The sequence below is a fragment of the Streptomyces sp. NPDC002784 genome, from assembly GCF_053592135.1.
This window is the reverse complement of sequence record NZ_JBSFVD010000008.1, coordinates 213,197-235,444: the sequence shown is the minus strand read 5'-3', so window position 1 is coordinate 235,444 and position 22,248 is coordinate 213,197. Positions and strand designations below refer to the sequence as shown.

The following is a 22,248-nucleotide window of genomic DNA, read 5'->3' as shown; positions in this document are numbered from 1 at the left end:
AACGCCACTTGACCTGCGCACTTCCGGGAATCACCATCTCGGCATGTCACTTCGGGTCACGTTCGTCGCCGCCGCGCGCAGCTCCTCGCTGCTCGCCGAGCGCTTCGAGGACGACCGTCCGCTGGACCAGGCCGGGTGGGACGAGGTGCAGCGCTTCGCCCATGGCCTGGTGCCGCTGTCGGCGGCCGAGCTGCGCTACTGCTCGCCCACGCCGCGCAGCCGCGCCACCGGCGACGCCCTCGGGTACGCGCCCCTGGTGCAACTCGCCCTGCGCGACTGCGACATGGGCCGCTGGCGCGGGCTGACGCTCGGCGAGGCGATGGCCCGTGAACCGGCGGCGGTGGACGCCTGGCTCGCGGATCCGTGTGCCACTCCGTACGGCGGGGAGTCGCTGCCGGCGTTCATCAGCCGGGTCGGCGGCTGGCTGGACACCCGGCCGGTGGAGGACGGCGGCCGGGTCGTCGCCGTGGCCGAGCCCTCGGTGATCCGCGCCGCCCTGGTCTACGCCCTCAAGGCGCCGCCCGCCACCTACTGGAATTTCGACGTCCGCTCGCTGTCGACGACGACCGTCAGCGGTCGGGCGGGCCGCTGGAACCTCCGTTTCGACGGGGCGCCGGTCCAGCCCTCACGGGCGTAGCGGCCGAGGCTCCCGGGCGTAGTCGGTGGTCAGGACGAGATCCTTCGCGGGGCCGCGCACCCGCCACACCGTCCGCCAGTGGTCCTCGTCGAGCACGGTGAACTCGCCGCGGTAGAGGTCGGCCGAGCAGGGATGGTCCGCCAGGTGCCGGCCCGTGGACAGGTCCAGGTCGTGGAAGGGGCGGCCGTCGGCGAAGCGGACGTCGGCCGTGCCGGGTGCGCTCCCGGGCAGGAAGCGCAGGGTCCGCTCGGCGGGCCGGGGCACGCCCTGCCAGACGAATGTGCCGGACTCCTCGTGCAGCAGGCCGCCCGTCTCCAGCGGGCTGAAAACAGTCGTCCCGGTGAACTCGCCCCGCGCGTCGCTCGCGTGATCCCGCACGGACCGCCGCACCCGCCATGAGCCCGCCAGGTACGCCAGCGCATCCCGCACTGGCCAGAACTCGCCCATGACGCCGCTGTCTCCGTCCCGTCCGTTCCTGCGCGACCCATTGACGGGCCCCTGCCCCCTCCCTATCTTGCCGTTCGACCTTCTGATCAATGTCCGATATCCCGAACACTGTCGGGCGACCTGAATCACGACCATCGAGCCGCGGAGTATCCATGTCACCCACCCGCACCCGCTGGAGACTCGGTCTCGCCGCCACCGCCTTCCTGGTGGCGGCCACCGGACTCGTCCCGGCACCCGCGCACGCCGAGGACGTCACCGACTACACGATCACCGTCGACCCGACGGCCCGGGGCGCGGCGATCGACGACACCATGTACGGCGTCTTCTTCGAGGACATCAACCGGGCCGCCGACGGCGGTCTGTACGCCGAGCTGGTGCAGAACCGGTCCTTCGAGTACTCCACCGCCGACAACGGCTCGTACACCCCGCTCACCTCCTGGGCGGTCTCCGGCACCGCCCAGGTCCGGGACGACACCGGCCGCCTGAACGAGCGCAACCGCAACTACCTGGCCCTCGGCGCCGGTTCGTCCGTCACCAACGCCGGCTACAACACGGGCATCCGCGTCGAGCAGGGCAAGCGGTACGACTTCTCGGTGTGGGCCCGCGCCGAGGCCGGCAGCACCCTCACCGTCGGCCTGAAGGACGCCGCCGGCGCGCTCGCGACCGCCCGCCAGGTGGCCGTCTCCGGCGGCTGGAAGAAGTACACCGCCACCTTCACCGCGAGCCGCACCAGCTCCCACGGCCGCCTCTCCGTCACCTCCACCGGAGCCGCCGCGCTCGACATGGTCTCGCTCTTCCCGCGCGACACCTACAAGCGCCAGGCGAACGGCCTGCGCAAGGACCTCGCCGAGAAGATCGAGGCCCTGGACCCGTCGTTCGTCCGGTTCCCGGGCGGCTGCATCGTCAACACCGGCTCCATGCAGGACTACAGCGAGTCCTCCGGCTGGCAGCGCAAGCGCTCCTACCAGTGGAAGGACACCATCGGCCCGGTCGAGCAGCGTGCCACCAACGCCAACTTCTGGGGCTACAACCAGAGTTACGGACTCGGCTACTACGAGTACTTCCGCTTCTCCGAGGACATCGGCGCCATGCCGCTGCCCGTCGTCCCCGCCCTGGTGACCGGCTGCGGCCAGAACCGCGCCACCGACGACGAGGCGCTGCTCCAGCGGCACATCCAGGACACCCTCGACCTCATCGAGTTCGCCAACGGCCCCGCCACCAGCACCTGGGGCAAGAAGCGCGCCGAGATGGGACACCCCAGGCCCTTCGGCCTGACCCACCTCGCCGTCGGCAACGAGGAGAACCTCCCGGACGAGTTCTTCGCCCGCTTCCAGAAGTTCCGGGCCGCGATCGAGGCGAAGTACCCGGACATCACGGTGATCTCCAACTCCGGCCCGGACGACACCGGTTCGACCTTCGACCGGCACTGGGAGCTCAACCGCGAGGGCAAGGCCGACATGGTCGACGAGCACTACTACAACAGCCCGCAGTGGTTCCTGCAGCACAACGACCGCTACGACAGCTACGACAGGAACGGCCCCCAGGTCTTCCTCGGTGAGTACGCCTCCCAGGGCAACGCCATGAAGAACGCCCTCGCCGAGGCCGCGTTCATGACCGGCCTGGAGCGCAACGCCGACATCGTCAAGCTCGCCTCGTACGCCCCGCTGCTCGCCAACGAGGGCTACGTCCAGTGGCGGCCCGACCTGATCTGGTTCAACAACCACGCCTCCTGGAACTCCGCCAACTACGAGGTCCAGAAGCTGTTCATGACCAACGTCGGCGACCGCGTCGTCCCGTCCACCGCGACCGGCACCCCGGACGTCAGCGGCCCGATCTCCGGCGCCGTCGGCCTGTCGACGTGGGCGACCAGTGCGGCGTACGGCGATGTGTCGGTGACGGCGGCGGACGGAACCCCGCTGCTCGGCGACGACTTCTCCGGTGACGCATCGAAGTGGACGCACCACGGCACGGGCAGCTGGGCCGTCCAGGACGGCGCCTACGTCCAGACCGACGAGGCCGCCGAGAACACCCTGGTCACGGCCGGTGACCCCGCCTGGCACGACTACGACCTGCACGTGAAGGCCACCAAGAAGTCCGGCAAGGAGGGCTTCCTCGTCGCCTTCGGGGTCAAGGACACCGGCAACTACTACTGGTGGAACCTGGGCGGCTGGAACAACACCCAGTCCGCCGTCGAGCAGGCCTCGGACGGCGGCAAGTCGACGCTGATCTCCAAGGCCGGGTCGATCGAGACGGGCCGCGCCTACGACATCGACATCAAGGTGCGGGGCCGCCAGGTCACCCTCTCCCTCGACGGCCGGGAGTGGGGCAGCTTCACCGACGACAAGCCGGCCGAGCCGTTCCGGCAGGTCGTCACCAAGGACGCGGCGACCGGTGACCTGATCGTCAAGGTCGTCAACGCCCAGTCCGCCGACGCCCGGACGACCGTCGACCTCGGTGGCGCGAAGGTCGCCTCCCGGGCCCGGGTGACCACCCTGGCGGGCGACCCGGACTCGGTGAACACGGAGACGAACACTCCGGTCACCCCGGTGACGTCCACGGTTTCCGGGATCGCCTCGACGTTCGAGTACACCTTCCCGGCGAACTCGGTCACCTTCCTGCGGATCAAGCAGAGCTAGCCGAAGATCAGCCCAGGCCCTGCCCCGCCGACGACCGCGTCGGCGGGGCAGGGTCGCGTGGAGCGGAGCAGCATTGCATAAACGTGCAGCGAAACGTATAGTCATGCCATCACGGAGGAGGAATCCATGAGGGTACGTGCGGCGGTGGCCGGAGCGAGCGGATACGCGGGCGGAGAGCTGCTGCGTCTGCTCCTGACGCATCCGCGGGTCGAGATCGGCGCCGTGACCGGCAACTCCAACGCGGGTCAGCGGCTCGGCGTGCTCCAGCCGCACCTGCTGCCGCTGGCCGACCGTGTCCTGGAGCCCACCACCGCCGAGGTGCTCGCCGGACACGAGGTCGTCTTCCTCGCCCTGCCGCACGGCCAGTCCGCCGCCGTCGCCGAACAGCTCGGCCCGGACACGCTCGTCGTCGACATGGGTGCCGACTTCCGGCTCACCGACCCGGCCGACTGGGAGACGTTCTACGGCTCCCCGCACGCCGGCACCTGGCCGTACGGCCTGCCCGAGCTTCCGGGCGCCCGCGCGGCGCTGGAGGGGGCCAGGCGGGTCGCGGTGCCCGGCTGCTACCCGACCGCCGTCTCCCTCGCCCTCTTCCCGGCCTACGCCGCCGGACTGGCCGAGCCCGAGGCCGTGATCGTCGCCGCGTCCGGCACCTCCGGCGCGGGCAAGGCGCCCAAGCCGCACCTGCTGGGCAGCGAGGTCATGGGCTCCATGACGCCGTACGGCGTCGGCGGCGGCCACCGGCACACGCCCGAGATGAGCCAGAACCTCAGCGCGGCGGCGGGGGAGAAGGTCACCGTCTCCTTCACCCCGACCCTCGCGCCCATGTCCCGCGGCATCCTCGCCACGTGCAGCGCAGCCGTGCGGCCGGGGGTGAGCGCCGAGGCCGTCCGCGCCGCCTACGACAAGGCCTTCGCCGACGAGCCCTTCGTCCATCTGCTCCCCGAGGGCCAGTGGCCCGCCACGGCGTCCGTCCACGGTTCCAACGCCGTTCAGGTGCAGGTCGCGTACGACGAGGCCGCCGGACGCATCATCGCGATCAGCGCCATCGACAACCTGACCAAGGGCACCGCCGGCGGTGCCGTCCAGAGCATGAACATCGCCCTGGGACTCGACGAGACCACGGGGCTGACCACGATCGGAGTTGCGCCGTGAGCGTGACGGCAGCCAAGGGATTCACGGCGGCGGGCATCGCCGCCGGGATCAAGGAGAACGGCAACCCTGACCTGGCCCTCGTGGTCAACGACGGTCCCCGCCGCGCCGCCGCGGGCGTCTTCACCGCCAACCGCGTGAAGGCCGCGCCGGTGCTGTGGTCGGAGCAGGTCCTCAAGAGCGGCGAGGTCTCCGCGGTCGTCCTCAACTCCGGCGGCGCCAACGCCTGTACGGGGCCCAAGGGCTTCCAGGACACGCACGCCACCGCCGAGAAGGCGGCCGAGGTGCTCGGCCGGGGCGCGATCGAGGTCGCTGTGTGCTCGACCGGCCTCATCGGGGTGCTGCTGCCCATGGACAAGCTGCTGCCGGGCATCGAGACCGCCGCGGCGCAGCTCTCCGAGCACGGCGGCGAGAAGGCCGCCATCGCCATCAAGACCACCGACACCGTCCACAAGACGTCCGTCGTGACCAAGGACGGCTGGACCGTGGGCGGGATGGCGAAGGGGGCCGGCATGCTCGCGCCGGGCCTGGCGACCATGCTGGTCGTCCTCACCACCGACGCCGACCTCCCGAGCGACGCACTGGACACGGCCCTTCGGGCCGCCACCCGGACGACCTTCGACCGCGTCGACTCCGACGGCTGCATGTCCACCAACGACACCGTGCTGCTGCTCGCGTCGGGGGCGGCCGGCGTCACCCCCGCCCACGAGGAGTTCGCCGAGGCCGTACGGCAGGTCTGCGACGACCTCGGGCAGCAGCTGATCCGGGACGCCGAGGGCGCCAGCAAGGACATCAAGGTCGAGGTGATCAACGCCGCGACCGAGGACGACGCCGTCGAGGTGGGCCGCTCCATCGCCCGCAACAACCTCCTCAAGTGCGCCATCCACGGCGAGGACCCCAACTGGGGCCGGGTGCTCTCCGCGATCGGCACCACGTGGGCCGCCTTCGAGCCGGACCGGCTCAACGTCGCCATCAACGGCGTCTGGGTCTGCAAGGACGGCGGCGTGGGCGAGGACCGCGACAAGGTCGACATGCGCTACCGCGAGGTGCACATCGTCGCCGACCTCGCCGCCGGCGCCGAGACCGCCACCATCTGGACCAACGACCTCACCGCCGACTACGTCCACGAGAACAGCGCGTACTCCTCATGAGCACCGGATCGACACGCAAGCACACCGCCCTGCCCAAGGCCCAGATCCTCATCGAGGCGCTGCCCTGGCTGGTCCGCCACAACGGCAAGACCGTCGTGATCAAGTTCGGCGGCAACGCCATGATCGACGAGGACCTGAAGGCCGCGTTCGCCCAGGACGTGGTGTTCCTGCACCACGCCGGGCTCAAGCCGGTCGTCGTGCACGGCGGCGGCCCGCAGATCAGCGCCGCCCTCGACCGGCACGGCATCGTCAGCGAGTTCAAGGCGGGCCTGCGCGTCACCACCGAGGACGCCATGGACGTCGTACGGATGGTGCTGGCCGGACAGGTGCAGCGCGAGCTGGTCAACCTGCTCAACGAACACGGGCCGCTGGCCGTCGGGCTGACCGGCGAGGACGCGCACACCATCACCGCCACCAAGCACCGGCCCGAGATCGACGGCGAGTTGGTCGACATCGGGCGGGTGGGCGAGATCACCGACATCGACACGGGCGCGATCGAGGCGCTGCTGGCCGACGGCCGGATCCCGGTCGTCTCCTCGATCGCCCGTAGCCAGGACGACGGACATGTCTACAACGTCAATGCTGATACGGCGGCTGCGGCACTCGCTGCGGCGCTGGGCGCCGAAACCCTCATGGTCCTCACCGACGTCGAGGGCCTCTACGAGGACTGGCCGCGCAGCGACGAGGTGATCAGCCGCCTCACCGCCGCCCAACTGGAGAAGCTGCTGCCGGAGTTGAGTTCCGGCATGGTGCCGAAGATGGAGGGCTGTCTGCACGCCGTCCGCAACGGCGTGCACACCGCCCGCGTCATCGACGGCCGGGTCCAGCACTCGATCCTGCTGGAGATCTTCACGGACGAGGGCATCGGCACGATGGTCGTGCCCGACGGAATCGATCAGGGGGAGTCATGACCAACCAGGAGCTGACCGCCCGCTGGCAGGGCGCGCTCATGAACAACTACGGCACCCCCCGGCTCGCCCTCGTACGCGGTGAGGGCGCCAGGCTGTGGGACGCGGACGGCAGGCAGTACCTCGACTTCGTCGGCGGGATCGCCACCAACGCCCTCGGCCACGCCCATCCGGCGGTCGTCGAGGCCGTGAGCCGGCAGATCGCCTCCCTCGGCCATGTCTCCAACCTGTTCATGGCCGAGCCGCCCGTCGCGCTCGCCGAGCGGCTGCTCCAGCTCTTCGGCCGGGACGGCAGGGTCTTCTTCTGCAACTCCGGCGCCGAGGCCAACGAGGCCGTGTTCAAGCTGGGCCGGCTCACCGGGCGGACCCGTATGGTCGCCACCGACGGCGGCTTCCACGGCCGCACGATGGGCGCCCTCGCGCTCACCGGACAGCCCGCCAAGCGGGACCCCTTCCTGCCGCTGCCCGGCGAGGTCACCCATGTGCCCTACGGCGACGCGCAGGCGCTGGACGCGGCGGTCACCGAGGACACCGCGTTCGTGATCATCGAGCCGATCCAGGGCGAGAACGGCGTGGTCGTCCCGCCCCCCGGCTACCTCAAGGCCGCGCGGGCCATCACCGCAGCGACCGGCGCGCTGCTCGTCCTGGACGAGGTGCAGACCGGCATCGGGCGGACCGGCCACTGGTTCGAGTACCAGGCCCACGAGGGCGTGCTGCCCGACGTCGTCACCCTCGCCAAGCAGCTCGGCGGCGGGCTGCCGCTCGGCGCCACCGTCGCCTTCGGGCGGGCCGCCGAACTGCTCGGGCCCGGTCACCACGGCACGACCTTCGGCGGCAACCCGGTCGCCTGCGCCGCCGGACTCGCCGTTCTCGACACGATCGCGAACGAGGGGTTGCTGGAGAACGTCAAGCGGCAGAGCGAGAAGTTGCGGGACGGAATCGAGTCGCTCGGGCATCCGCTGGTCTCCCATGTCCGGGGTGCGGGGCTCCTGCTGGGTATCGTGCTCACCGAGTCGCTCGCACCGCGGGTGCAGCAGGCGGCTCAGGACGCCGGCTTCCTGGTCAACGCGCCCGCCCCCGATGTCGTACGGCTGATGCCGCCGCTGAATCTCGGCGACGACGAGGTGGACGCGTTCCTCCGGGCGCTGCCCGGCGTACTGGACGAGGCCCAAGGGGCGGACGGATGAGCCGGAGAATGAGACGACGATGAGTCAGGCGCAGGATCACGAGCACGCGGGCGCCGGGCCCGCCGTACCGCAGACCCGGACCGCCCGCCACCGCCGGATCGTGGACATCCTCAACCGGCAGCCGGTGCGGTCGCAGAGTCAGCTGGCGAAGCTGCTGGCGGACGACGGACTGACGGTGACGCAGGCGACGCTGTCCCGGGACCTGGACGAGCTGAACGCGGTCAAGATCCGCAACACCGACGGTGACTTGATCTACGCGGTGCCCAGCGAGGGGGGTTTCCGCACGCCCCGGGCTCCGCTGGGGGAGTCGGCGAAGGAAGAGCGGATGCGGCGGCTGTCGCAGGAGTTGCTGATCTCGGCGGAGGCCTCGGCGAACCTCGTGGTCCTGCGGACCCCTCCGGGGGCGGCGCAGTTTCTGGCGTCGGCGATCGACCAGGCGGAACTGCACGACATCCTGGGGACGATCGCGGGGGACGACACGTTGCTGCTGATCAGCCGGGATCCGACGGGGGGTCAGGCGCTGGCGGAACATCTGCTGCGGTTGGCTCAGAACGGCCACTGAGAGGGGCGGTTCGGTGCGGGGCCGGGTGCGGGTGGGTGGGGGCTGGTCGCGCCCACGCGGCGGAGCCGCATGTCGACACAGCCCCGCGCCCCTGGGCGGGTGCAGTCGCCGTCAGCCCAGGCGTCCCGCCAGGCCACCCGTGCAGCGGACCTCGTCGCCTGCCGTGATCAGGAGGGCCTCCACGTCGGGCAGTGCCTCCAGCCAGCGCAAGCCGTCCCGGGAGCCCATCGCGAACGCCGCCGTGGCCCAGCAGTCGGCCCAGGTCACCGTGGGGGCCACCACCGTCACCGCCACCAGGTCCGTCACCGCCGAGCGGCCGGTGCGGGGGTCCACTATGTGCGCGCCCCGCTCCGCCGTACCGGAGGTCGCCACCGCCAGTTCCGCGGCGCCCGCCGCCGAGATCACCGCCGCCAGCCCGCCCGGGCGCAGCGGGTCGGACACCCCTACCCGCCACGGCCGTTGCGGACCGGGCATCCCCAACAGCTGCACGTCCCCGCCGCCGTTGACGCTCACCCCGCTCGCCCCGGCCTCCGCCAGCCGCCGGGCCGCCCGCTCGACCGCCCACCCCTTCACGATCCCGGTGGGATCGAGCCGGCCCTCGTACGAGGTGCTGAACCAGCCGTCGCTGAGCCGCTCGGCCTCCTCGCCCAGCGTCAGGACCGCACCGACCTCCGGTGCGCATTCCGCCACCGTCAGCTCCCCGCGCGCAAGCCGGGAGATCTCGCTGTCCTCCCGGTACGTGCTGAACACCTCGTCGACCCGGTGCAGTCCGGCCACCGCCTCCGCGAGCGCCGCCCGCACCGCCTCCGGATCCCCGCCGCGGACGTCGAAGGAGAAGACGGTCCCCATGATCTCCTCCACGTGACGCACCGCGACGGGAGCCTGCGCCGGATCGGTCACCGACTCAGCCACCGGCCTGGTCCAGCGCCGACTGCAGCGACTGCTTGTAGCCGTTGCTGGTGTACGTCGCGCCGGACACCGCGTCGATGTCGGCACTCCCGGCCGCCACGGCGGCGGCGTTCAGCTTCGGCACGGCACTGCCGTTGATCCGCGTGCTCTGCCCGCCGCTCGGCGCCTGCACGGCCTCCGCCGCCGTGATCTTCCCGCCGCTCACGGTGATCCGCACCCGCACGGGCCCGTACTGCGTCGTCACCGTCTCCCCGGTGACCGTACGGGCGGCGGCCTCGGCGGAACCCTCCGGCTCGCCGGAACCCCCGGCCTCGGCGGAACCCCCGGTCCCGGAGTCACCGGCCTCGGCGCCACCAGTTTCGGCGCCACCGGCCGCCTTCTCCATCTTGTCCAGCGCCGACTGGAGCGACTGCTTGTACCCGCTGCTGGTGTACGTCGCCCCGGACACCGCGTCGATCTCCGCGCTCTGGGTGGCGAGCGCCGCCCGGTTCAGCCGGGGCACCGCGGTGTCGGTGACCTCGGTACTGCGGCCACCGCTCGGCGCCTGCACGGCCCGCACATCGGTGACCTTGCCGCCGCTCACGGTCAGCCGTACCTGCACCGGCCCGTACTGCGTCCGCACCGCGTCGCCGGTGACGGTGCCCGCCGGGTCCGCGCTGCCGCCCTGCGCGGACTCCTGGGCCGCCGCGGTCTGCTGCGGGGCCGCGCTGCCCGCCGCCGACGCCGGGTCGGACGCCGGCTTCAGCGACAGCAGCAGCACGATCCCGGACACGGTGGCGGCGCCCGCGAGCACGACACGCCGGATGGGGTGAGTCTTCCTCATCGCTCCTACAGCTCCTGAAGTCCCGTCGCTCACATCTCGAACGACTCGTGATGGATGCGGCGGGCGGGCACTCCCGCGCCGCGCAGTGCTTCGTAGACGGACTGGGCGAAGCCGGGCGGCCCGCACATGAAGACGTCGTGCTGGTCGATGTCCGGCAGCTTCTGCTGCAGCCGTTCGGCCGAGATGTCGGGGCGTTCGCCGTCCGGGCTGTTGACCGCGTACATCAGCCGCGCCCCGCGCTCCTCGGCGATGGCGGCGAGCTCGTCCCACAGCGCCAGGTCCTGGGTGCTGTTGGCCCGGTACAGCAGGGTGATGTCCCCGGACGCGCCGGGCAGTGTCTCGAACAGCGCCCGCATCGGCGTGATCCCGACCCCGCCCGCCACCAGCAGCACCTTGCCCCGGCTGCGCCGCTGCGCGGTGAGCGCGCCGTACGGGCCCTCCGCCCACACCTTGGTGCCGGGCTCCAGCTCGCGCAGCCGTTCGCTGTGGTCGCCGATCGCCTTGACGGTGATGCGCAGCATGTCGGGGCGGGGCGCCGCCGACAGCGAGTAGGGGTGGGAGCTGAACCGCATGCCCGGCGCCAGGAACCGCCACCGGAAGAACTGCCCCGCCTCCGCGCCCATCCGGTGCAGCCTGCGCCCGCCGATCAGCACCGACACCACGCCCGGGGTCTCCTCGATGACCGCCTCCACGTACAGCCGGTGGCGCAGGTTGAGGCGGATGGGGGTGAGGATGCGGTACCAGACCACCAGCGCGGTGACGGCGCCGTACAGGCCGTACCAGAAGGTCTTCGCGGAGGGTTCCACGGCGAACTCGTTGCCGGTGGTGATCTGGTGCCAGAAGGTCAGGTACACCGCCGCGTACGTCAGCAGGTGCACGTGGTACCAGGTGTCGTACGGGATCCGGCGGCGCACGCCCCCGATCGACAGGAACGCGATCAGGAACAGCAGCCCGGTGCCGATGGCCGCCTTGCCCATGTCCGGCAGCGTGTTGATCGAGTCGACGGTCTGCTGGACGATGTCGCCGAGCGTCCTGCCCGCCTGGAGCGCGTACGCCCACATGATGAGGAAGACGTGCGCGATGACCAGGCAGATCGTGTAGCGGCCGCTCATCGCGTGCCAGCGCGCGACCCGGTCGGAGCCGACCCGTCGTTCCAGCGCGGGCACCCGGGCCATCTGGAGCACGACGAGCGCCATCAGATAGCCGGCGAGCAGACCGGTGATCCGGCCGGCGGCGAGGATCCTGGCGGTGTTGTCCGCGAGGGACGGCGTGTTGTCCCACCACAGCCACAGCACCGCCGCCGCGCCGGCCCACAGGGCGATCACCAGTGGGACGGCCGGGGAGCGGCGCGGACGGATGCGGCGCATCGTCTGGCGGCGGGCTGCACGGCCGCCTGCGAGCGTGGTGGTCACGGTTCCTCCGGGGACGGACAAGGGGGAGTGGCGTGGTCCCTCGGCCCAGAGGTACGTGCGGGGCGGCCGGTGTGTTCAGTACCGGGTGATCGCGGTCGGTCCGCTCGTCGTTCCGATGGCGATGTGCGGCATTCGGGACGGATCGGCCCACCGCAGGATCCGCCGCATGTCCCCGGCGGGCACGGACACACAACCGGCGGTCGCCCCCCGCCCGTGGACGTGCAGGAAGATCCCCGCCCCGCGTCCGCGCACCGGCCGCGCGTAGTTGAAGCCGATGACGAGGGCGTGCGCGTACTGGCCGGTGTAGGTGATCAGCTGCTCGGACTCGGCGGCCCGGCAGTCCGCCGGGCGCGGCTCGGTCCAACGGTTGTAGGAGCGCGAGTCGTTGTCCTGGCACCACCATGAATCCCGGTGCACCGGGCGGTACTTGTACGCCGCCCCCGCCGGCGCCGCCTTGATCCCGAAGGCGTACGGCAGGTCGTACAGCCCGGTCGGGGTGGTGCTGGTGCCCTGGCGGCGCGTGGCGCCCTCGGCCAGGCCGTTCGCCCCGAAGCGGGCGGCGGCGGTACCGGCCCCCACCCAGCGGCCGTCCCGCAGGTCCCACCAGGTGACCGTGCCGGTGGTGGCGTCCGTCCGGTCGGCGAGGGCGGTGATCAGCTGGGTGCCGCCGCCGGTGTCCGCCATCCGCGCCGGCAGCGGCGGGTCGCCGGCGGGCGCGGCACCGAGCGCGAGGAGGGAGGCGGAGGCGAGGGCGACGACACCGGGGCGCATGGCTCAGACCGTAGACGGCGGAAGCGGCAACGGCAGCCCGGGTAGGCCATCCAGGCTGGTGCCGATGTGCTCCTTCTTGGTGAAGTAGGCGTTCAGCGACTCGTCGTCCTCGCGCGCGAACCGCTTCTGGTGCAGGTCGCGCTCGTCGTCGTACGACATGAAGGGCACCGCGTATCCGCAGGTGTCCCGGACGAGTTCGGCCGTCACCACGATGATGGCGCGCAGCCCGTGCGGGCCGGGGTCGATGTCGGGGAAGTGGGCGAGGAGTGCGGAAAAGCGCGGGTCGTCGCGGAAGACCGGCTCGCCGCGGCCGTGCACCCGGACGATGCTGGGCGGGCCCTGGAAGGCGCACCACATCAGGGTGATCCGGCCGTTCTCCCGCAGGTGCGCGATGGTCTCCGCGTTGGACCCGGCGAAGTCCAGATAGGCCACGGTCAGTTCGTCGAGGACCACGAAGGAGCCCTTGAGCCCCTTGGGGGAGAGGTTGACCGTGCCGTCCTCGGAGAGGGGCGCGGTCGCGGTGAAGAAGAGGGGCTGTGCCTCGATGAAGGTGCGGAGTCTGCCGTCTATGCGCTCATAGGTCTTTCCCATGATTCATGATTATGCGGGCAAGTATTTCGTTTGTCTAAGGAATTCTTCGCTCCGCCGCCCGGTCATGGCCGCCCCGGCCGGCGTGCAACGGGGCGGCCATGACTGCCTGTCAGCTCACTGATCGAGCGTGCAGGCGGCCAGGGCGCCGAGGCCCTGGGGCTTTTCGGCGGTGCGGCCGATGGAGATGGCGATGCGGTCGATGGTGGCGGTGCGCTTGCTCGCCAGGGGGCCGAGGATGGCGTTCTGGACGAAGTTGGGTCCGCCTTGGCCGACGGTTTCGGTGAGTCGTTTGCTGGCTTCGTCGAGCTGGGTCTGCAGGAGGGCGAGGTTCCGGTCGACCTCGGCCTGGGCGGTGGCCGGGACGGCGGGCAGCTGGGAGGCGACGTCCGGGCAGCTGATGGCGCCGGTGCCGGTGCCGGTGGCGCCCTCTTCCTCCGGGGCGGTCGCCGGCGGGGTGGCCTCGGCCTCCTCGCCGTTGTCGGCGGCCCCGTCGGCGTTCAGTGTGCAGGCGGCCAGGGCGCCGAGACCTTGGGGCTTTTCGGCGGTGCGGCCGATGGAGATGGCGATGCGGTCGATGGTGGCGGTGCGCTTGCTCGCCAGGGGGCCGAGGATGGCGTTCTGGACGAAGTTGGGTCCGCCTTGGCCGGCGGTTTCGGTGAGTCGTTTGTTGGCTTCGTCGAGCTGGGTCTGCAGGAGGGCGAGGTTCCGGTCGACCTCGGCCTGGGCGGTGGCCGGTATGGCGGGCAGCTGGGAGGCGACGTCCGGGCAGCTGATCGTGCCGGGGCCGGCCAGGGTGCGGGCGTCGCTCCCGGGTGTCTCCCCGGCGAGCGCGGAGTTGACGATCACCGCTCCGGACAGTGCCAGCGCGGCGGCGCCGCCGATCAGCGCGACACGACGCTTGTGGTACTTCGGAAGAGCCCTGGACATGCGCAAGCCTCACTCGGGTCGGGGGAGTTCGCTCGGGAATCTCGGTGCGAACGCGGCGCCTGCGTCCGCCGAGAGATACGGGAAAGCGATTTCCCCCGTTCAAAGCCCGCCCAGATTGACGAATCATGCAGGGGTCTGCATACTCATGCATATCAGTCAGTGGCGCAGGTGAGGAGAGAACCGTGACCGAGCGCGTCGTACTCGCCTACTCGGGCGGTCTGGACACCTCCGTCGCTATCGGCTGGATCGCCGAGGAGACCGGCGCCGAGGTCATCGCGGTGGCGGTGGACGTCGGCCAGGGCGGCGAGGACCTGGACGTGATCCGCAAGCGCGCCCTGGCATGCGGCGCGGTCGAGGCCGAGGTCGCGGACGCCAGGGACGAGTTCGCCGAGGAGTACTGCCTCCCGGCGATCAAGGCCAACGCCCGCTACATGGACCGCTACCCGCTGGTCTCCGCGCTCTCCCGGCCGGTGATCGTCAAGCACCTCGTCGCCGCCGCGAAGAAGCACGGCGCCACGACCGTCGCCCACGAGCGCGCCGGCGCCCAGGGCGTCGGCCGGATCGACATGGTCGAGGACCGTCTCGTCGGCATCAAGTCCCGCGAGGTGTACGAGGCTCCGGGCGCCGTCGCCCTGATCACCGCCCACCAGGAGCTGGAGAACGTCACCGTCGAGCGCGAACTCGCCCGCTACAAGCGCCAGGTCGAACAGCGCTGGGGCGAACTCGTCTACGACGGCCAGTGGTTCTCCCCGCTCAAGCGCGCCCTGGACGGCTTCATCGACGAGGCGAGCCGGCAGGTCACCGGTGACATCCGGATGACCCTGCACGGCGGCCGCGCGGTGGTGACCGGACGGCGCTCGCAGGCGTCGCTCTACGACTTCGACCTCGCCACCTACGACACCGGCGACACATTCGACCAGGCCGCGGCCAAGGGCTTCATCGACATCTACAGTCTGTCGTCGAAGATCGCCGCCCGGCGCGACCTGTCCTGACCGGCCCGGCGCCGTGAGCGGCCCCGCCCCCGACGGCCGCCTCCCCGTTCACGCCACGGGGAGGCGGTGCCACACCGAGATCCTTCGAGGAGCACACCAAGTGAGCAGCAACAGCTCAGACGTCCGGCTCTGGGGCGCACGGTTCGCCGACGGGCCCGCCGAGGCCCTGGCCAGGCTGTCCGCCTCGGTCCACTTCGACTGGCGGCTCGCGCCGTACGACATCGCCGGCTCGCGGGCCCACGCGCGCGTGCTGCACAAGGCGGGACTGCTCTCCGACGACGAGCTGACGCGGATGCTCGCCGGGCTCGACCAGCTGGCCGCGGACGTCGCGGACGGCACCTTCGTCGGCACCATCGCCGACGAGGACGTGCACACCGCCCTGGAACGGGGTCTGCTGGAGCGCCTGGGCCCCGACCTCGGCGGCAAGCTCCGCGCGGGCCGCTCCCGGAACGACCAGGTGGCGACCCTGTTCCGGATGTACCTGCGGGACCAGGCCCGCAACATCGCCGGTCTGATCGCCGACCTCCAGGACGCCCTGATCGGCCTGGCGGAGGCCCACCCGGACGTGGCGATGCCCGGCCGCACCCATCTCCAGCACGCCCAGCCGGTGCTCTTCGCCCACCACGTCCTCGCCCATGTGCAGGCCCTGTCCCGGGACGCCGAGCGGCTGCGCCAGTGGGACGCGCGGACGGCCGTGTCGCCGTACGGCTCGGGCGCGCTGGCCGGTTCCTCCCTCGGCCTCGACCCGGAGGCGGTCGCCGCCGACCTCGGCTTCGAGCACGGCTCGGTCGCCAACTCCATCGACGGCACGGCCTCGCGTGACTTCGTCGCGGAGTTCAGCTTCATCACCGCGATGATCGGCGTGAACCTCTCCCGGATCGCCGAGGAGATCATCATCTGGAACACGAAGGAGTTCTCCTTCGTGACCCTGCACGACGCGTTCTCCACCGGCTCGTCGATCATGCCGCAGAAGAAGAACCCGGACATCGCGGAGCTGGCGCGCGGCAAGTCGGGCCGCCTGATCGGCAACCTGACGGGCCTGATGGCGACCCTGAAGGCGCTTCCGCTGGCGTACAACCGCGACCTCCAGGAGGACAAGGAGCCGGTCTTCGACTCCTGCGACCAGCTGGACGTCCTGCTCCCCGCCTTCACCGGCATGATCGCCACGCTCACGGTCCACCGGGAGCGCATGGAGGAGCTGGCCCCGGCGGGCTTCTCCCTCGCCACCGACGTGGCCGAGTGGCTGGTCAAGCAGGGCGTCCCCTTCCGGGTCGCGCACGAGGTGGCCGGCGCCTGCGTGAAGGCCGCGGAGGCGGAGGGCAAGGAGCTGGACGAGCTGACGGACGACCAGTTCGCGAAGATCTCCGAGCACCTGACCCCCGAGGTCCGCTCGGTCCTGAACGTCCCGGGCGCCCTGGCCTCCCGCAACGGCCGCGGCGGCACGGCACCGAGCGCGGTGGCGATTCAGCTGGCGGAGATCAAGGCGGACGTGGCGGCACAGCACGACTGGGTGAAGGCAAAGCGGGCCTAGGGGCGCGGGGAACCGCGCGCCGAGCCACGACGCGCCCGCACTCGCCGGGCCACCGCACTCCGACGCGAAGGTCATCGCGGGTTTACGTTGGTCGAAGCCGTACCGGAACGACCGAACGGAGCCCGCGATGCCCTTCGCCCGACTGGCCACCGCCACCACCCCCACCTGCCACATCGGACTGGGCCTCGCCGCCGTCGGCCGCCCCGGCTACATCAACCTCGGCCGGGACCAGGACCTCGGAGAGAACCGCAGCGTCGACGCCCTGCGCGCCCGGACGCACGAACTCCTCGACGCCGCCTACGCCCAAGGCGTCCGCTACTTCGACGTGGCCCGCTCCTACGGCCGCTCGGAGGAGTTCCTCGCCGACTGGCTGAACGCCCGCCCCGACATCGACGACGTGGTCATCGGCAGCAAGTGGGGCTACACCTACACCGCGGGCTGGTCGGCCGAGGCCGAGACGCACGAGGTCAAGGACCACACCCTCCCGACGTACGAGCGTCAGCGCGCCGAGACCGACGCCCTGCTCGGCGACCGGCTCGACCTCTACCAGATCCACTCGGTGACCCTGGACAGCCCCGCCCTCACCGACAAGGAGCTGCACGCCAGGCTCGCGGAGGCCGCCGCCCAGGGCCTCAGCGTCGGCTTCTCCACCAGCGGGCCCGCCCAGGCGGACGCGATCCGGGCCGCCCTCGCCGTGACGGTCGACGGCGAGCCCCTCTTCCGTACCGTGCAGTCGACGTACAACCTGCTGGAGACCTCCGCCGCCCCCGCCCTGGCCGAGGCGCATGACGCCGGGCTCACGGTGATCGTCAAGGAGGCCATGGCCAACGGCAGGCTCGCGGAGCCCCACGCCCCGGACACCCTGAAGGCCGTGGCCGCCGAGACCTCCCTGGGCACCGACGCCGTCGCCCTCGCGCACGTCCTGCGCCGGCCCTGGGCCGGGGTCGTCCTCTCCGGCGCGGCGACCGCCGTCCAGCTCGCCTCGAACCTGCACGCGCCCGTCGTGGACCTCGACGAGGCCCAGCTGAGCAGGCTGGCGGAGCTGGTGGAGGAGCCGGGGGCGTACTGGGAGCGGCGCGGCCGGCTGCCCTGGCACTGACGGACCCCGTTTCACTGACTGCATGACTGCATGACTGCATGACGGCATGACTGCATGACGGCATCGTGAGACGCGCATGCCCGTTGTGAGACAAAGATGCCTCACATGGGTTATGGTTGTCTCATGGCTGTCGATCGTGACCACGTGCTGCGCAGCGCAGCCGCCCTGCTCACCCGGAAATCCACGTCCACCATGGACGAGGTCGCCAAGGCCGCCGGGATCAGCCGGGCCACGCTGCACCGCCTCTTCGCCGGGCGCGACGCGCTCGTCCGCGCGCTGGAGGCGCTCGGCATCGCGGAGTGCGAGGCCGCGCTGGACGCCGCCCGCCTGGAGGAGGGCAGCGCCCGTGAGGCCGTACGCCGGCTCGTGCGCGAGATGGAGCCCGCGGCCGGTCTGCTCGCCTTCCTCTACACCGAGAACCAGCTGTTCGAGGGCGACGGGCAGCACGAGGGCTGGGCCCGGCTCGACGTCCGGATCGCCGCGCTGTTCCGGCGCGGCCAGGACCGCGGCGAGTTCCGGATCGACCTCACCCCGGCCTGGCTGACCGAGGCGCTGTACGGCCTGACGGCCTCCGCCGCCTGGGCGGTCCAGGAGGGCAGGGTCGCGGCCAACGACTTCACGCACATGATCACCGAGCTGCTGCTCGGCGGCGCCCTACGGAGAGAGGAATCATGACCAGCACCCTGCGGCCGGCGGACCCGACCGAGGTGGTGCCGCGTCCGGGCCGGTGGCTCGCGCTGTCCGTCCTGGTGCTCGCCGTGCTGCTGGTGGCCGTCGACGCGACCGTCCTCGGTCTCGCGACCCCCTACATCAGCGAGGACCTGAATCCCTCGGGCACCCAGCTCCTGTGGATCGGTGACGTCTACTCCTTCGTCATCGCCGGTCTGCTCGTCTCCATGGGCAGCCTCGGCGACCGAATAGGCCGCAAGAAGATCCTGCTCGTGGGCGCGACGGCGTTCGGCGCGGTATCCGTGCTCAACGCGTACGCCACCACCCCCGAGCTGATGATCCTGGCCCGCGCGCTGCTCGGCGTCGCCGGTGCCACCCTGATGCCGGCCACGCTCGCCCTGATCCGCAACCTCTTCCACGACCCGCGCGAACGCAGCCTCGCCGTGGGCATCTGGGGCGCCACCGCCTCCGCGGGTACGGCGGTCGGCCCGATCGTCGGCGGCTTCCTGCTGGAGCACTTCTGGTGGGGCTCGGTCTTCCTGATCAACCTGCCCGTGATGGCGGTCCTGGTGCTCGTCGGCATTAAGATGCTGCCGGAGTCGCGCAATCCGAACCCCGGCCCCTGGGACCTGGCCAGCGTGCTGCTGTCCCTGGTCGGCATGGTCGGCGTGGTCTACGCCGTCAAGGAGGCCGCGGCACACGGGCCGGCCCTCGATTCCCTCGCCGTGGGCCTGCTGGGCGCCGCCGCGCTGTACGGCTTCGTACGCCGCCAGTTGACGCTCCCGGCGCCGCTGCTGGACATGCGGCTGTTCCGCAACCGCGGTTTCAGCGGGGCGGTCCTGGCCGACCTGCTGACCATCCTCGGCCTGTCCGGACTGGTCTTCTTCCTCTCCCAGTACCTGCAACTCGTCCAGGGCCGCGGCCCCTTCGAGGCCGGTCTCGCCGAACTCCCCGCCGCCGTGGGCGCGGTGGCGGCGGGTCTGATCGCGGGCCGGACCGCCCGCCGCTACTCGGTGCGCGCGGTGGTCTCCGGCGGTCTGGCGGCGGTGGGCCTGGCCCTGGCAGCGCTGACGGTCCTGGACCAGTCGACCGGCTACCCCCTGCTCGGCGCGGCCCTGCTGGTGGTCGGCATCGGCGCCGGCTTCTCCTTCACGGTGACGGCGGACGTCATCCTGTCCTCCGTACCGAAGGAACAGGCGGGCGCGGCCTCGGCGGTGTCGGAAACGGCGTACGAACTGGGCGCGGCCCTCGGCATCGCCGTACTGGGCTCGATCGTCACGGGCGTCTACCGGGACTTCACCGGCCCGGCGGGCACTCCGGCGGGGGCGCACGAGTCGCTGGGCGGCGCCGTGGAGGCGGCGGCGGGAATGCCGGCGGAATCCGCGCAGAGCATGCTGGACGCGGCCCGTCAGTCCTTCGTGGACGGTCTGGCACTCGCGGCGGGCGCCGGAGCGACGGTCCTGCTGCTGGCCTCGGTGGCGGCGTGGTTCATGCTCCGCCACCAGAAGCTGGACAACCGCGCGTAGAGGGACGGGCGCAGGCGCAAGTGCGGTGCGGCGGGCTCGGTGACCTTCGACCGCCGGGACGGGGGAGTTCGGCTACGCCGCCTTGGCCTTGGTGGCGTACATGTCCACGTACTCCTGCCCGGACAGTCGCATGACCTCGGTCATCACCGAGTCGGTGACCGCGCGCAGGACGTAGCGGTCGCGGTCCATGCCGTCGTAGCGGGAGAACTCCATCGCCTCGCCGAAACGCACCGTCACCTTGCTCGGGCGAGGCATCCCCGCACCCCCGGGCTGGATCTTGTCCGTGCCGATCATCGCGAACGGCACCACCGGCGCCCCGGTCATCAGGGTCAGCCGCGCGATACCGGTCCGCCCGCGGTACAGCCGGCCGTCGGGCGAGCGGGTGCCCTCGGGGTAGATGCCGAAGAGCTTGCCCTCCTCCAGCACCCGGCGACCGGTCATCAGCGCCGCGACGCCGCCCCGGCCGCCGTCCCGGTCGACCGGGATCATGCCGACGCCGGTGAAGAACCAGGCCATCAACCGGCCCTTGAACCCCTTGCCGGTGACGTACTCGTCCTTGCCGATGAAGAAGACCTGCCGGTCGCAGACGAGCGGCAGGATCATCGAGTCGATGAACGTGAGGTGGTTGCCGGCCAGGATGACCGGACCGTCGCCCGGGATGTGCTCCGCGCCCTCCACCTGTGGGCGGAACATCAGGCGCATGATCGGTCCGAGCACTGCCTTGATGAGCGCGAAGCGGGACAACGGGCCCTCCGGTGTCAAGGGGTCGATATAAGTCTGTGCAGGTGAGGACGATACTCGCGGTCCCCGGGGTGGCGCACATCGGGTTCACGGAGGTCTTACGCACTGTTGACGCAGGTTTACCTGCGATGCTGTGCCGTCGCCCGCCGGAAACCCGCGCGGAACGGTGTGACCGACGTCGCGCCGACCCGGGTGAGGGGGTACGCCTCACGACTACCCTGGAAGCCGTGCCCGATGCCGACGGCTCGTCAGAACTCCGTCCCCACACGACATCCCGAGTCACCCGCGTGTTCGATCAGGGGTCTCCCGCCGGTCATGGGAGGCAACCTACGATCGGCCCGCACTGAAGAGCCGAGGGCTGGAGGGCGCTCATGGGAACGCAGGAGTCGGACGAGCAGGCGCGCGGAACCGGGCGCCGGGCGCTGCTGGGCGCCGCGGTGCTGGGGGCGGGCGGGGCGGTCCTCGGACTGTCCGGTACGGCCCGGGCCGCGGGCGCCGGACACGGAGGCGGCGGAGTGAAGAGCCTGCCCAAGCCCACGATCATCGGCCACCGCGGCGCCAGCGGCTACCGGCCCGAGCACACCCTGGGCGCCTACCAGCTGGCCCTGGACATGGGCGCTCACGTCGTCGAGGCCGGCGACCTGGTGCCCACCAAGGACGGCCATCTGGTCTGCCGCCACGAGCCGGAGATCGGCGGCACCACCGACGTCGCCGACCACCCCGAGTTCGCCGGCCGCAAGACCACCAAGCTGCTCGACGGGGTCGCCACCACCGGCTGGTTCACCGAGGACTTCACGCTCGCCGAGCTCAAGACGCTCCGCGCGATCGAGCGCATCCCGGCCAACCGCCCGCACAACACCCTCTACAACGGCCGCTGGGAGATCCCCACCTTCGAAGAGGTGCTCCGCTGGCAGGAGGAGCAGACCCGCAAGCGCGGCAAGCAGGTCTGGATCTACCCCGAGCTCAAGCACCCCACCTACTTCCGCAAGCTGGGCCTCGGCCTGGAGGAGCGGATCGCGAAGGTGCTGCGCAAGTACGGCAAGCACAAGTGGAACTCGCCGGTCATCGTCCAGTCGTTCGAGCCGACCAGCATCCAGCGCCTGCACAAGCTCATCGACAACCCGCTGGTGGTGCTGCTGTCCGGCGCGAGCACGCGGCCGTACGACTTCGTGGACAGCGGTGACCCGCGGACCGTCGCCGACCTGATCAAGCCGGCCGGGCTGCGCGAGATCGCCTCCTACGCCCAGGGCATCGGCCCGACCCTCGACCTGATCATCCCGAGGGACGGAAGCGGCCGGCTCACCACCCCCACCACCCTGGTCGCCGACGCGCACAAGGTGGGCCTGGTCCTGCACCCCTGGACGCTGCGCAACGAGAACCCGTTCCTGCCGGCGGACTTCCGCAAGGGCACGGACGCGGACGCCTACGGCGATGTCTTCGGCGCGTACCGGGCGTACTTCGCCACCGGCATCGACGGTGTCTTCACGGACCACCCGGACACCGGTCTGCTGGCCCGCGAGGACTTCGTCAACGGCTGAGCCCCACACCCCGGTTGGGGTGACACGCGGCCGTCCGGG

At 71.3% G+C, this 22,248-nt stretch carries 21 protein-coding genes; 13 read left to right on the top strand and 8 right to left on the bottom strand.

The genetic code is table 11. The features are described 5' to 3' along the window. Positions 1 to 43 precede the first annotated feature (43 nt). A complete protein-coding gene (locus ACWD1Z_RS17875; RefSeq protein ID WP_451119637.1) occupies positions 44 to 637 on the top strand; it encodes a histidine phosphatase family protein in 594 nt (197 codons plus the stop codon). On the opposite strand, the gene ACWD1Z_RS17870 is transcribed toward ACWD1Z_RS17875, so the two are convergent. Beyond that, positions 626 to 1,084 (bottom strand): DUF6314 family protein, encoded by a 459-nt coding sequence (locus tag ACWD1Z_RS17870; protein ID WP_451119635.1) that lies wholly within the window; start codon positions 1,082 to 1,084, stop codon positions 626 to 628. The two genes, ACWD1Z_RS17875 and ACWD1Z_RS17870, sit on opposite strands and share 12 nt — an antisense overlap. 152 nt (positions 1,085 to 1,236) lie before the next feature. Here ACWD1Z_RS17870 and ACWD1Z_RS17865 point away from each other — a divergent pair, with 152 nt between their 5' ends. The 6 genes from ACWD1Z_RS17865 to ACWD1Z_RS17840 all read left to right on the top strand — a co-directional run bounded on the left by ACWD1Z_RS17865 (position 1,237) and on the right by ACWD1Z_RS17840 (position 8,680). Next, positions 1,237 to 3,720 (top strand): alpha-L-arabinofuranosidase C-terminal domain-containing protein, encoded by a 2,484-nt coding sequence (locus tag ACWD1Z_RS17865; protein WP_451119633.1) that lies wholly within the window; start codon positions 1,237 to 1,239, stop codon positions 3,718 to 3,720. Between the two features lie 126 nt (positions 3,721 to 3,846). Further along, on the top strand, positions 3,847 to 4,875 hold the full coding sequence (argC, locus tag ACWD1Z_RS17860; RefSeq protein WP_451119631.1) for an N-acetyl-gamma-glutamyl-phosphate reductase: 1,029 nt from the start codon (positions 3,847 to 3,849) through the stop codon (positions 4,873 to 4,875). Then, positions 4,872 to 6,023: a bifunctional glutamate N-acetyltransferase/amino-acid acetyltransferase ArgJ gene (gene argJ / locus ACWD1Z_RS17855; RefSeq protein ID WP_451119630.1), complete on the top strand. Its 1,152-nt coding sequence runs from the start codon at positions 4,872 to 4,874 to the stop codon at positions 6,021 to 6,023. Before argC ends, argJ begins: the two co-directional genes overlap by 4 nt. Beyond that, a complete protein-coding gene (gene argB / locus ACWD1Z_RS17850) occupies positions 6,020 to 6,934 on the top strand; it encodes an acetylglutamate kinase (RefSeq protein WP_451119628.1) in 915 nt (304 codons plus the stop codon). Before argJ ends, argB begins: the two co-directional genes overlap by 4 nt. Further along, positions 6,931 to 8,118 carry an acetylornithine transaminase gene (locus tag ACWD1Z_RS17845; protein ID WP_451119626.1) on the top strand — a complete coding sequence of 396 codons (1,188 nt, stop codon included), beginning with the start codon at positions 6,931 to 6,933 and terminating at the stop codon, positions 8,116 to 8,118. The genes argB and ACWD1Z_RS17845 overlap by 4 nt, the downstream gene beginning before the upstream one ends. Positions 8,119 to 8,137: 19 nt before the next feature. Next, entirely contained in the window at positions 8,138 to 8,680 is a 543-nt protein-coding gene (locus ACWD1Z_RS17840) for an arginine repressor (RefSeq protein WP_451119624.1), read from the top strand. Between the two features lie 111 nt (positions 8,681 to 8,791). Here the strand turns inward: ACWD1Z_RS17840 and ACWD1Z_RS17835 are convergent, their stop codons facing one another. From ACWD1Z_RS17835 to ACWD1Z_RS17810, 6 genes are all read right to left on the bottom strand, one after another. Then, on the bottom strand, positions 8,792 to 9,529 hold the full coding sequence (locus ACWD1Z_RS17835; protein WP_451119710.1) for an FAD:protein FMN transferase: 738 nt from the start codon (positions 9,527 to 9,529) through the stop codon (positions 8,792 to 8,794). A gap of 55 nt (positions 9,530 to 9,584) precedes the next feature. Next, a complete protein-coding gene (locus ACWD1Z_RS17830; protein WP_451119622.1) occupies positions 9,585 to 10,412 on the bottom strand; it encodes an FMN-binding protein in 828 nt (275 codons plus the stop codon). 29 nt (positions 10,413 to 10,441) lie between these two features. After that, positions 10,442 to 11,824: a ferredoxin reductase family protein gene (locus ACWD1Z_RS17825; protein WP_451119620.1), complete on the bottom strand. Its 1,383-nt coding sequence runs from the start codon at positions 11,822 to 11,824 to the stop codon at positions 10,442 to 10,444. A gap of 75 nt (positions 11,825 to 11,899) precedes the next feature. After that, positions 11,900 to 12,595: a L,D-transpeptidase family protein gene (locus ACWD1Z_RS17820; RefSeq protein ID WP_451119618.1), complete on the bottom strand. Its 696-nt coding sequence runs from the start codon at positions 12,593 to 12,595 to the stop codon at positions 11,900 to 11,902. A 3-nt stretch (positions 12,596 to 12,598) separates the two neighbouring features. Then, the gene (locus tag ACWD1Z_RS17815; protein WP_451119616.1) at positions 12,599 to 13,186 is read right to left on the bottom strand and encodes a pyridoxamine 5'-phosphate oxidase family protein; all 588 of its coding nucleotides are present in this window, start codon (positions 13,184 to 13,186) and stop codon (positions 12,599 to 12,601) included. A gap of 114 nt (positions 13,187 to 13,300) precedes the next feature. Next, the gene (locus ACWD1Z_RS17810; RefSeq protein ID WP_451119614.1) at positions 13,301 to 14,113 is read right to left on the bottom strand and encodes a hypothetical protein; all 813 of its coding nucleotides are present in this window, start codon (positions 14,111 to 14,113) and stop codon (positions 13,301 to 13,303) included. 182 nt (positions 14,114 to 14,295) lie between these two features. Between ACWD1Z_RS17810 and ACWD1Z_RS17805 the strand changes: the two genes are divergently transcribed. From ACWD1Z_RS17805 to ACWD1Z_RS17785, 5 genes are all read left to right on the top strand, one after another. After that, positions 14,296 to 15,105 (top strand): argininosuccinate synthase domain-containing protein, encoded by an 810-nt coding sequence (locus tag ACWD1Z_RS17805; RefSeq protein ID WP_451119612.1) that lies wholly within the window; start codon positions 14,296 to 14,298, stop codon positions 15,103 to 15,105. Positions 15,106 to 15,205: 100 nt separating this feature from the next. Further along, on the top strand, positions 15,206 to 16,636 hold the full coding sequence (argH, locus tag ACWD1Z_RS17800) for an argininosuccinate lyase (RefSeq protein WP_451119610.1): 1,431 nt from the start codon (positions 15,206 to 15,208) through the stop codon (positions 16,634 to 16,636). A gap of 127 nt (positions 16,637 to 16,763) precedes the next feature. After that, a complete protein-coding gene (locus tag ACWD1Z_RS17795) occupies positions 16,764 to 17,735 on the top strand; it encodes an aldo/keto reductase (RefSeq protein ID WP_451119609.1) in 972 nt (323 codons plus the stop codon). Between the two features lie 123 nt (positions 17,736 to 17,858). Next, positions 17,859 to 18,410, top strand: a complete 552-nt coding sequence (locus ACWD1Z_RS17790) for a TetR/AcrR family transcriptional regulator (RefSeq protein ID WP_451119607.1) — start codon at positions 17,859 to 17,861, stop codon at positions 18,408 to 18,410. Beyond that, the gene (locus tag ACWD1Z_RS17785) at positions 18,407 to 19,930 is read left to right on the top strand and encodes an MFS transporter (RefSeq protein WP_451119605.1); all 1,524 of its coding nucleotides are present in this window, start codon (positions 18,407 to 18,409) and stop codon (positions 19,928 to 19,930) included. Before ACWD1Z_RS17790 ends, ACWD1Z_RS17785 begins: the two co-directional genes overlap by 4 nt. Positions 19,931 to 20,002: 72 nt before the next feature. Here ACWD1Z_RS17785 and ACWD1Z_RS17780 read toward each other — a convergent pair whose 3' ends face one another. Continuing rightward, positions 20,003 to 20,674 (bottom strand): lysophospholipid acyltransferase family protein, encoded by a 672-nt coding sequence (locus tag ACWD1Z_RS17780; RefSeq protein WP_389419297.1) that lies wholly within the window; start codon positions 20,672 to 20,674, stop codon positions 20,003 to 20,005. Positions 20,675 to 21,042: 368 nt separating this feature from the next. Between ACWD1Z_RS17780 and ACWD1Z_RS17775 the strand changes: the two genes are divergently transcribed. Continuing rightward, complete coding sequence (locus tag ACWD1Z_RS17775; RefSeq protein WP_451119603.1) at positions 21,043 to 22,209, top strand: glycerophosphodiester phosphodiesterase; 1,167 nt, start codon at positions 21,043 to 21,045, stop codon at positions 22,207 to 22,209. Positions 22,210 to 22,248: the final 39 nt, after the last annotated feature.

Bases quoted from the DNA above. Each gene is read 5' to 3' on its own strand.
- ACWD1Z_RS17870 (WP_451119635.1), bottom strand. From the start codon at position 1,084: ATGGGCGAGTTCTGGCCAGTGCGGGATGCGCTGGCGTACCTGGCGGGC.
- ACWD1Z_RS17830 (WP_451119622.1), bottom strand. From the start codon at position 10,412: ATGAGGAAGACTCACCCCATCCGGCGTGTCGTGCTCGCGGGCGCCGCC.
- ACWD1Z_RS17775 (WP_451119603.1), top strand. From the start codon at position 21,043: ATGGGAACGCAGGAGTCGGACGAGCAGGCGCGCGGAACCGGGCGCCGG.
- ACWD1Z_RS17810 (WP_451119614.1), bottom strand. From the start codon at position 14,113: ATGTCCAGGGCTCTTCCGAAGTACCACAAGCGTCGTGTCGCGCTGATC.
- ACWD1Z_RS17875 (WP_451119637.1), top strand. From the start codon at position 44: ATGTCACTTCGGGTCACGTTCGTCGCCGCCGCGCGCAGCTCCTCGCTG.
- ACWD1Z_RS17835 (WP_451119710.1), bottom strand. From the start codon at position 9,529: ATGGGGACCGTCTTCTCCTTCGACGTCCGCGGCGGGGATCCGGAGGCG.
- argB (WP_451119628.1), top strand. From the start codon at position 6,020: ATGAGCACCGGATCGACACGCAAGCACACCGCCCTGCCCAAGGCCCAG.
- ACWD1Z_RS17815 (WP_451119616.1), bottom strand. From the start codon at position 13,186: ATGGGAAAGACCTATGAGCGCATAGACGGCAGACTCCGCACCTTCATC.
- ACWD1Z_RS17785 (WP_451119605.1), top strand. From the start codon at position 18,407: ATGACCAGCACCCTGCGGCCGGCGGACCCGACCGAGGTGGTGCCGCGT.
- ACWD1Z_RS17790 (WP_451119607.1), top strand. From the start codon at position 17,859: ATGGCTGTCGATCGTGACCACGTGCTGCGCAGCGCAGCCGCCCTGCTC.
- argC (WP_451119631.1), top strand. From the start codon at position 3,847: ATGAGGGTACGTGCGGCGGTGGCCGGAGCGAGCGGATACGCGGGCGGA.
- ACWD1Z_RS17820 (WP_451119618.1), bottom strand. From the start codon at position 12,595: ATGCGCCCCGGTGTCGTCGCCCTCGCCTCCGCCTCCCTCCTCGCGCTC.
- ACWD1Z_RS17840 (WP_451119624.1), top strand. From the start codon at position 8,138: ATGAGTCAGGCGCAGGATCACGAGCACGCGGGCGCCGGGCCCGCCGTA.
- ACWD1Z_RS17795 (WP_451119609.1), top strand. From the start codon at position 16,764: ATGCCCTTCGCCCGACTGGCCACCGCCACCACCCCCACCTGCCACATC.
- ACWD1Z_RS17845 (WP_451119626.1), top strand. From the start codon at position 6,931: ATGACCAACCAGGAGCTGACCGCCCGCTGGCAGGGCGCGCTCATGAAC.
- ACWD1Z_RS17865 (WP_451119633.1), top strand. From the start codon at position 1,237: ATGTCACCCACCCGCACCCGCTGGAGACTCGGTCTCGCCGCCACCGCC.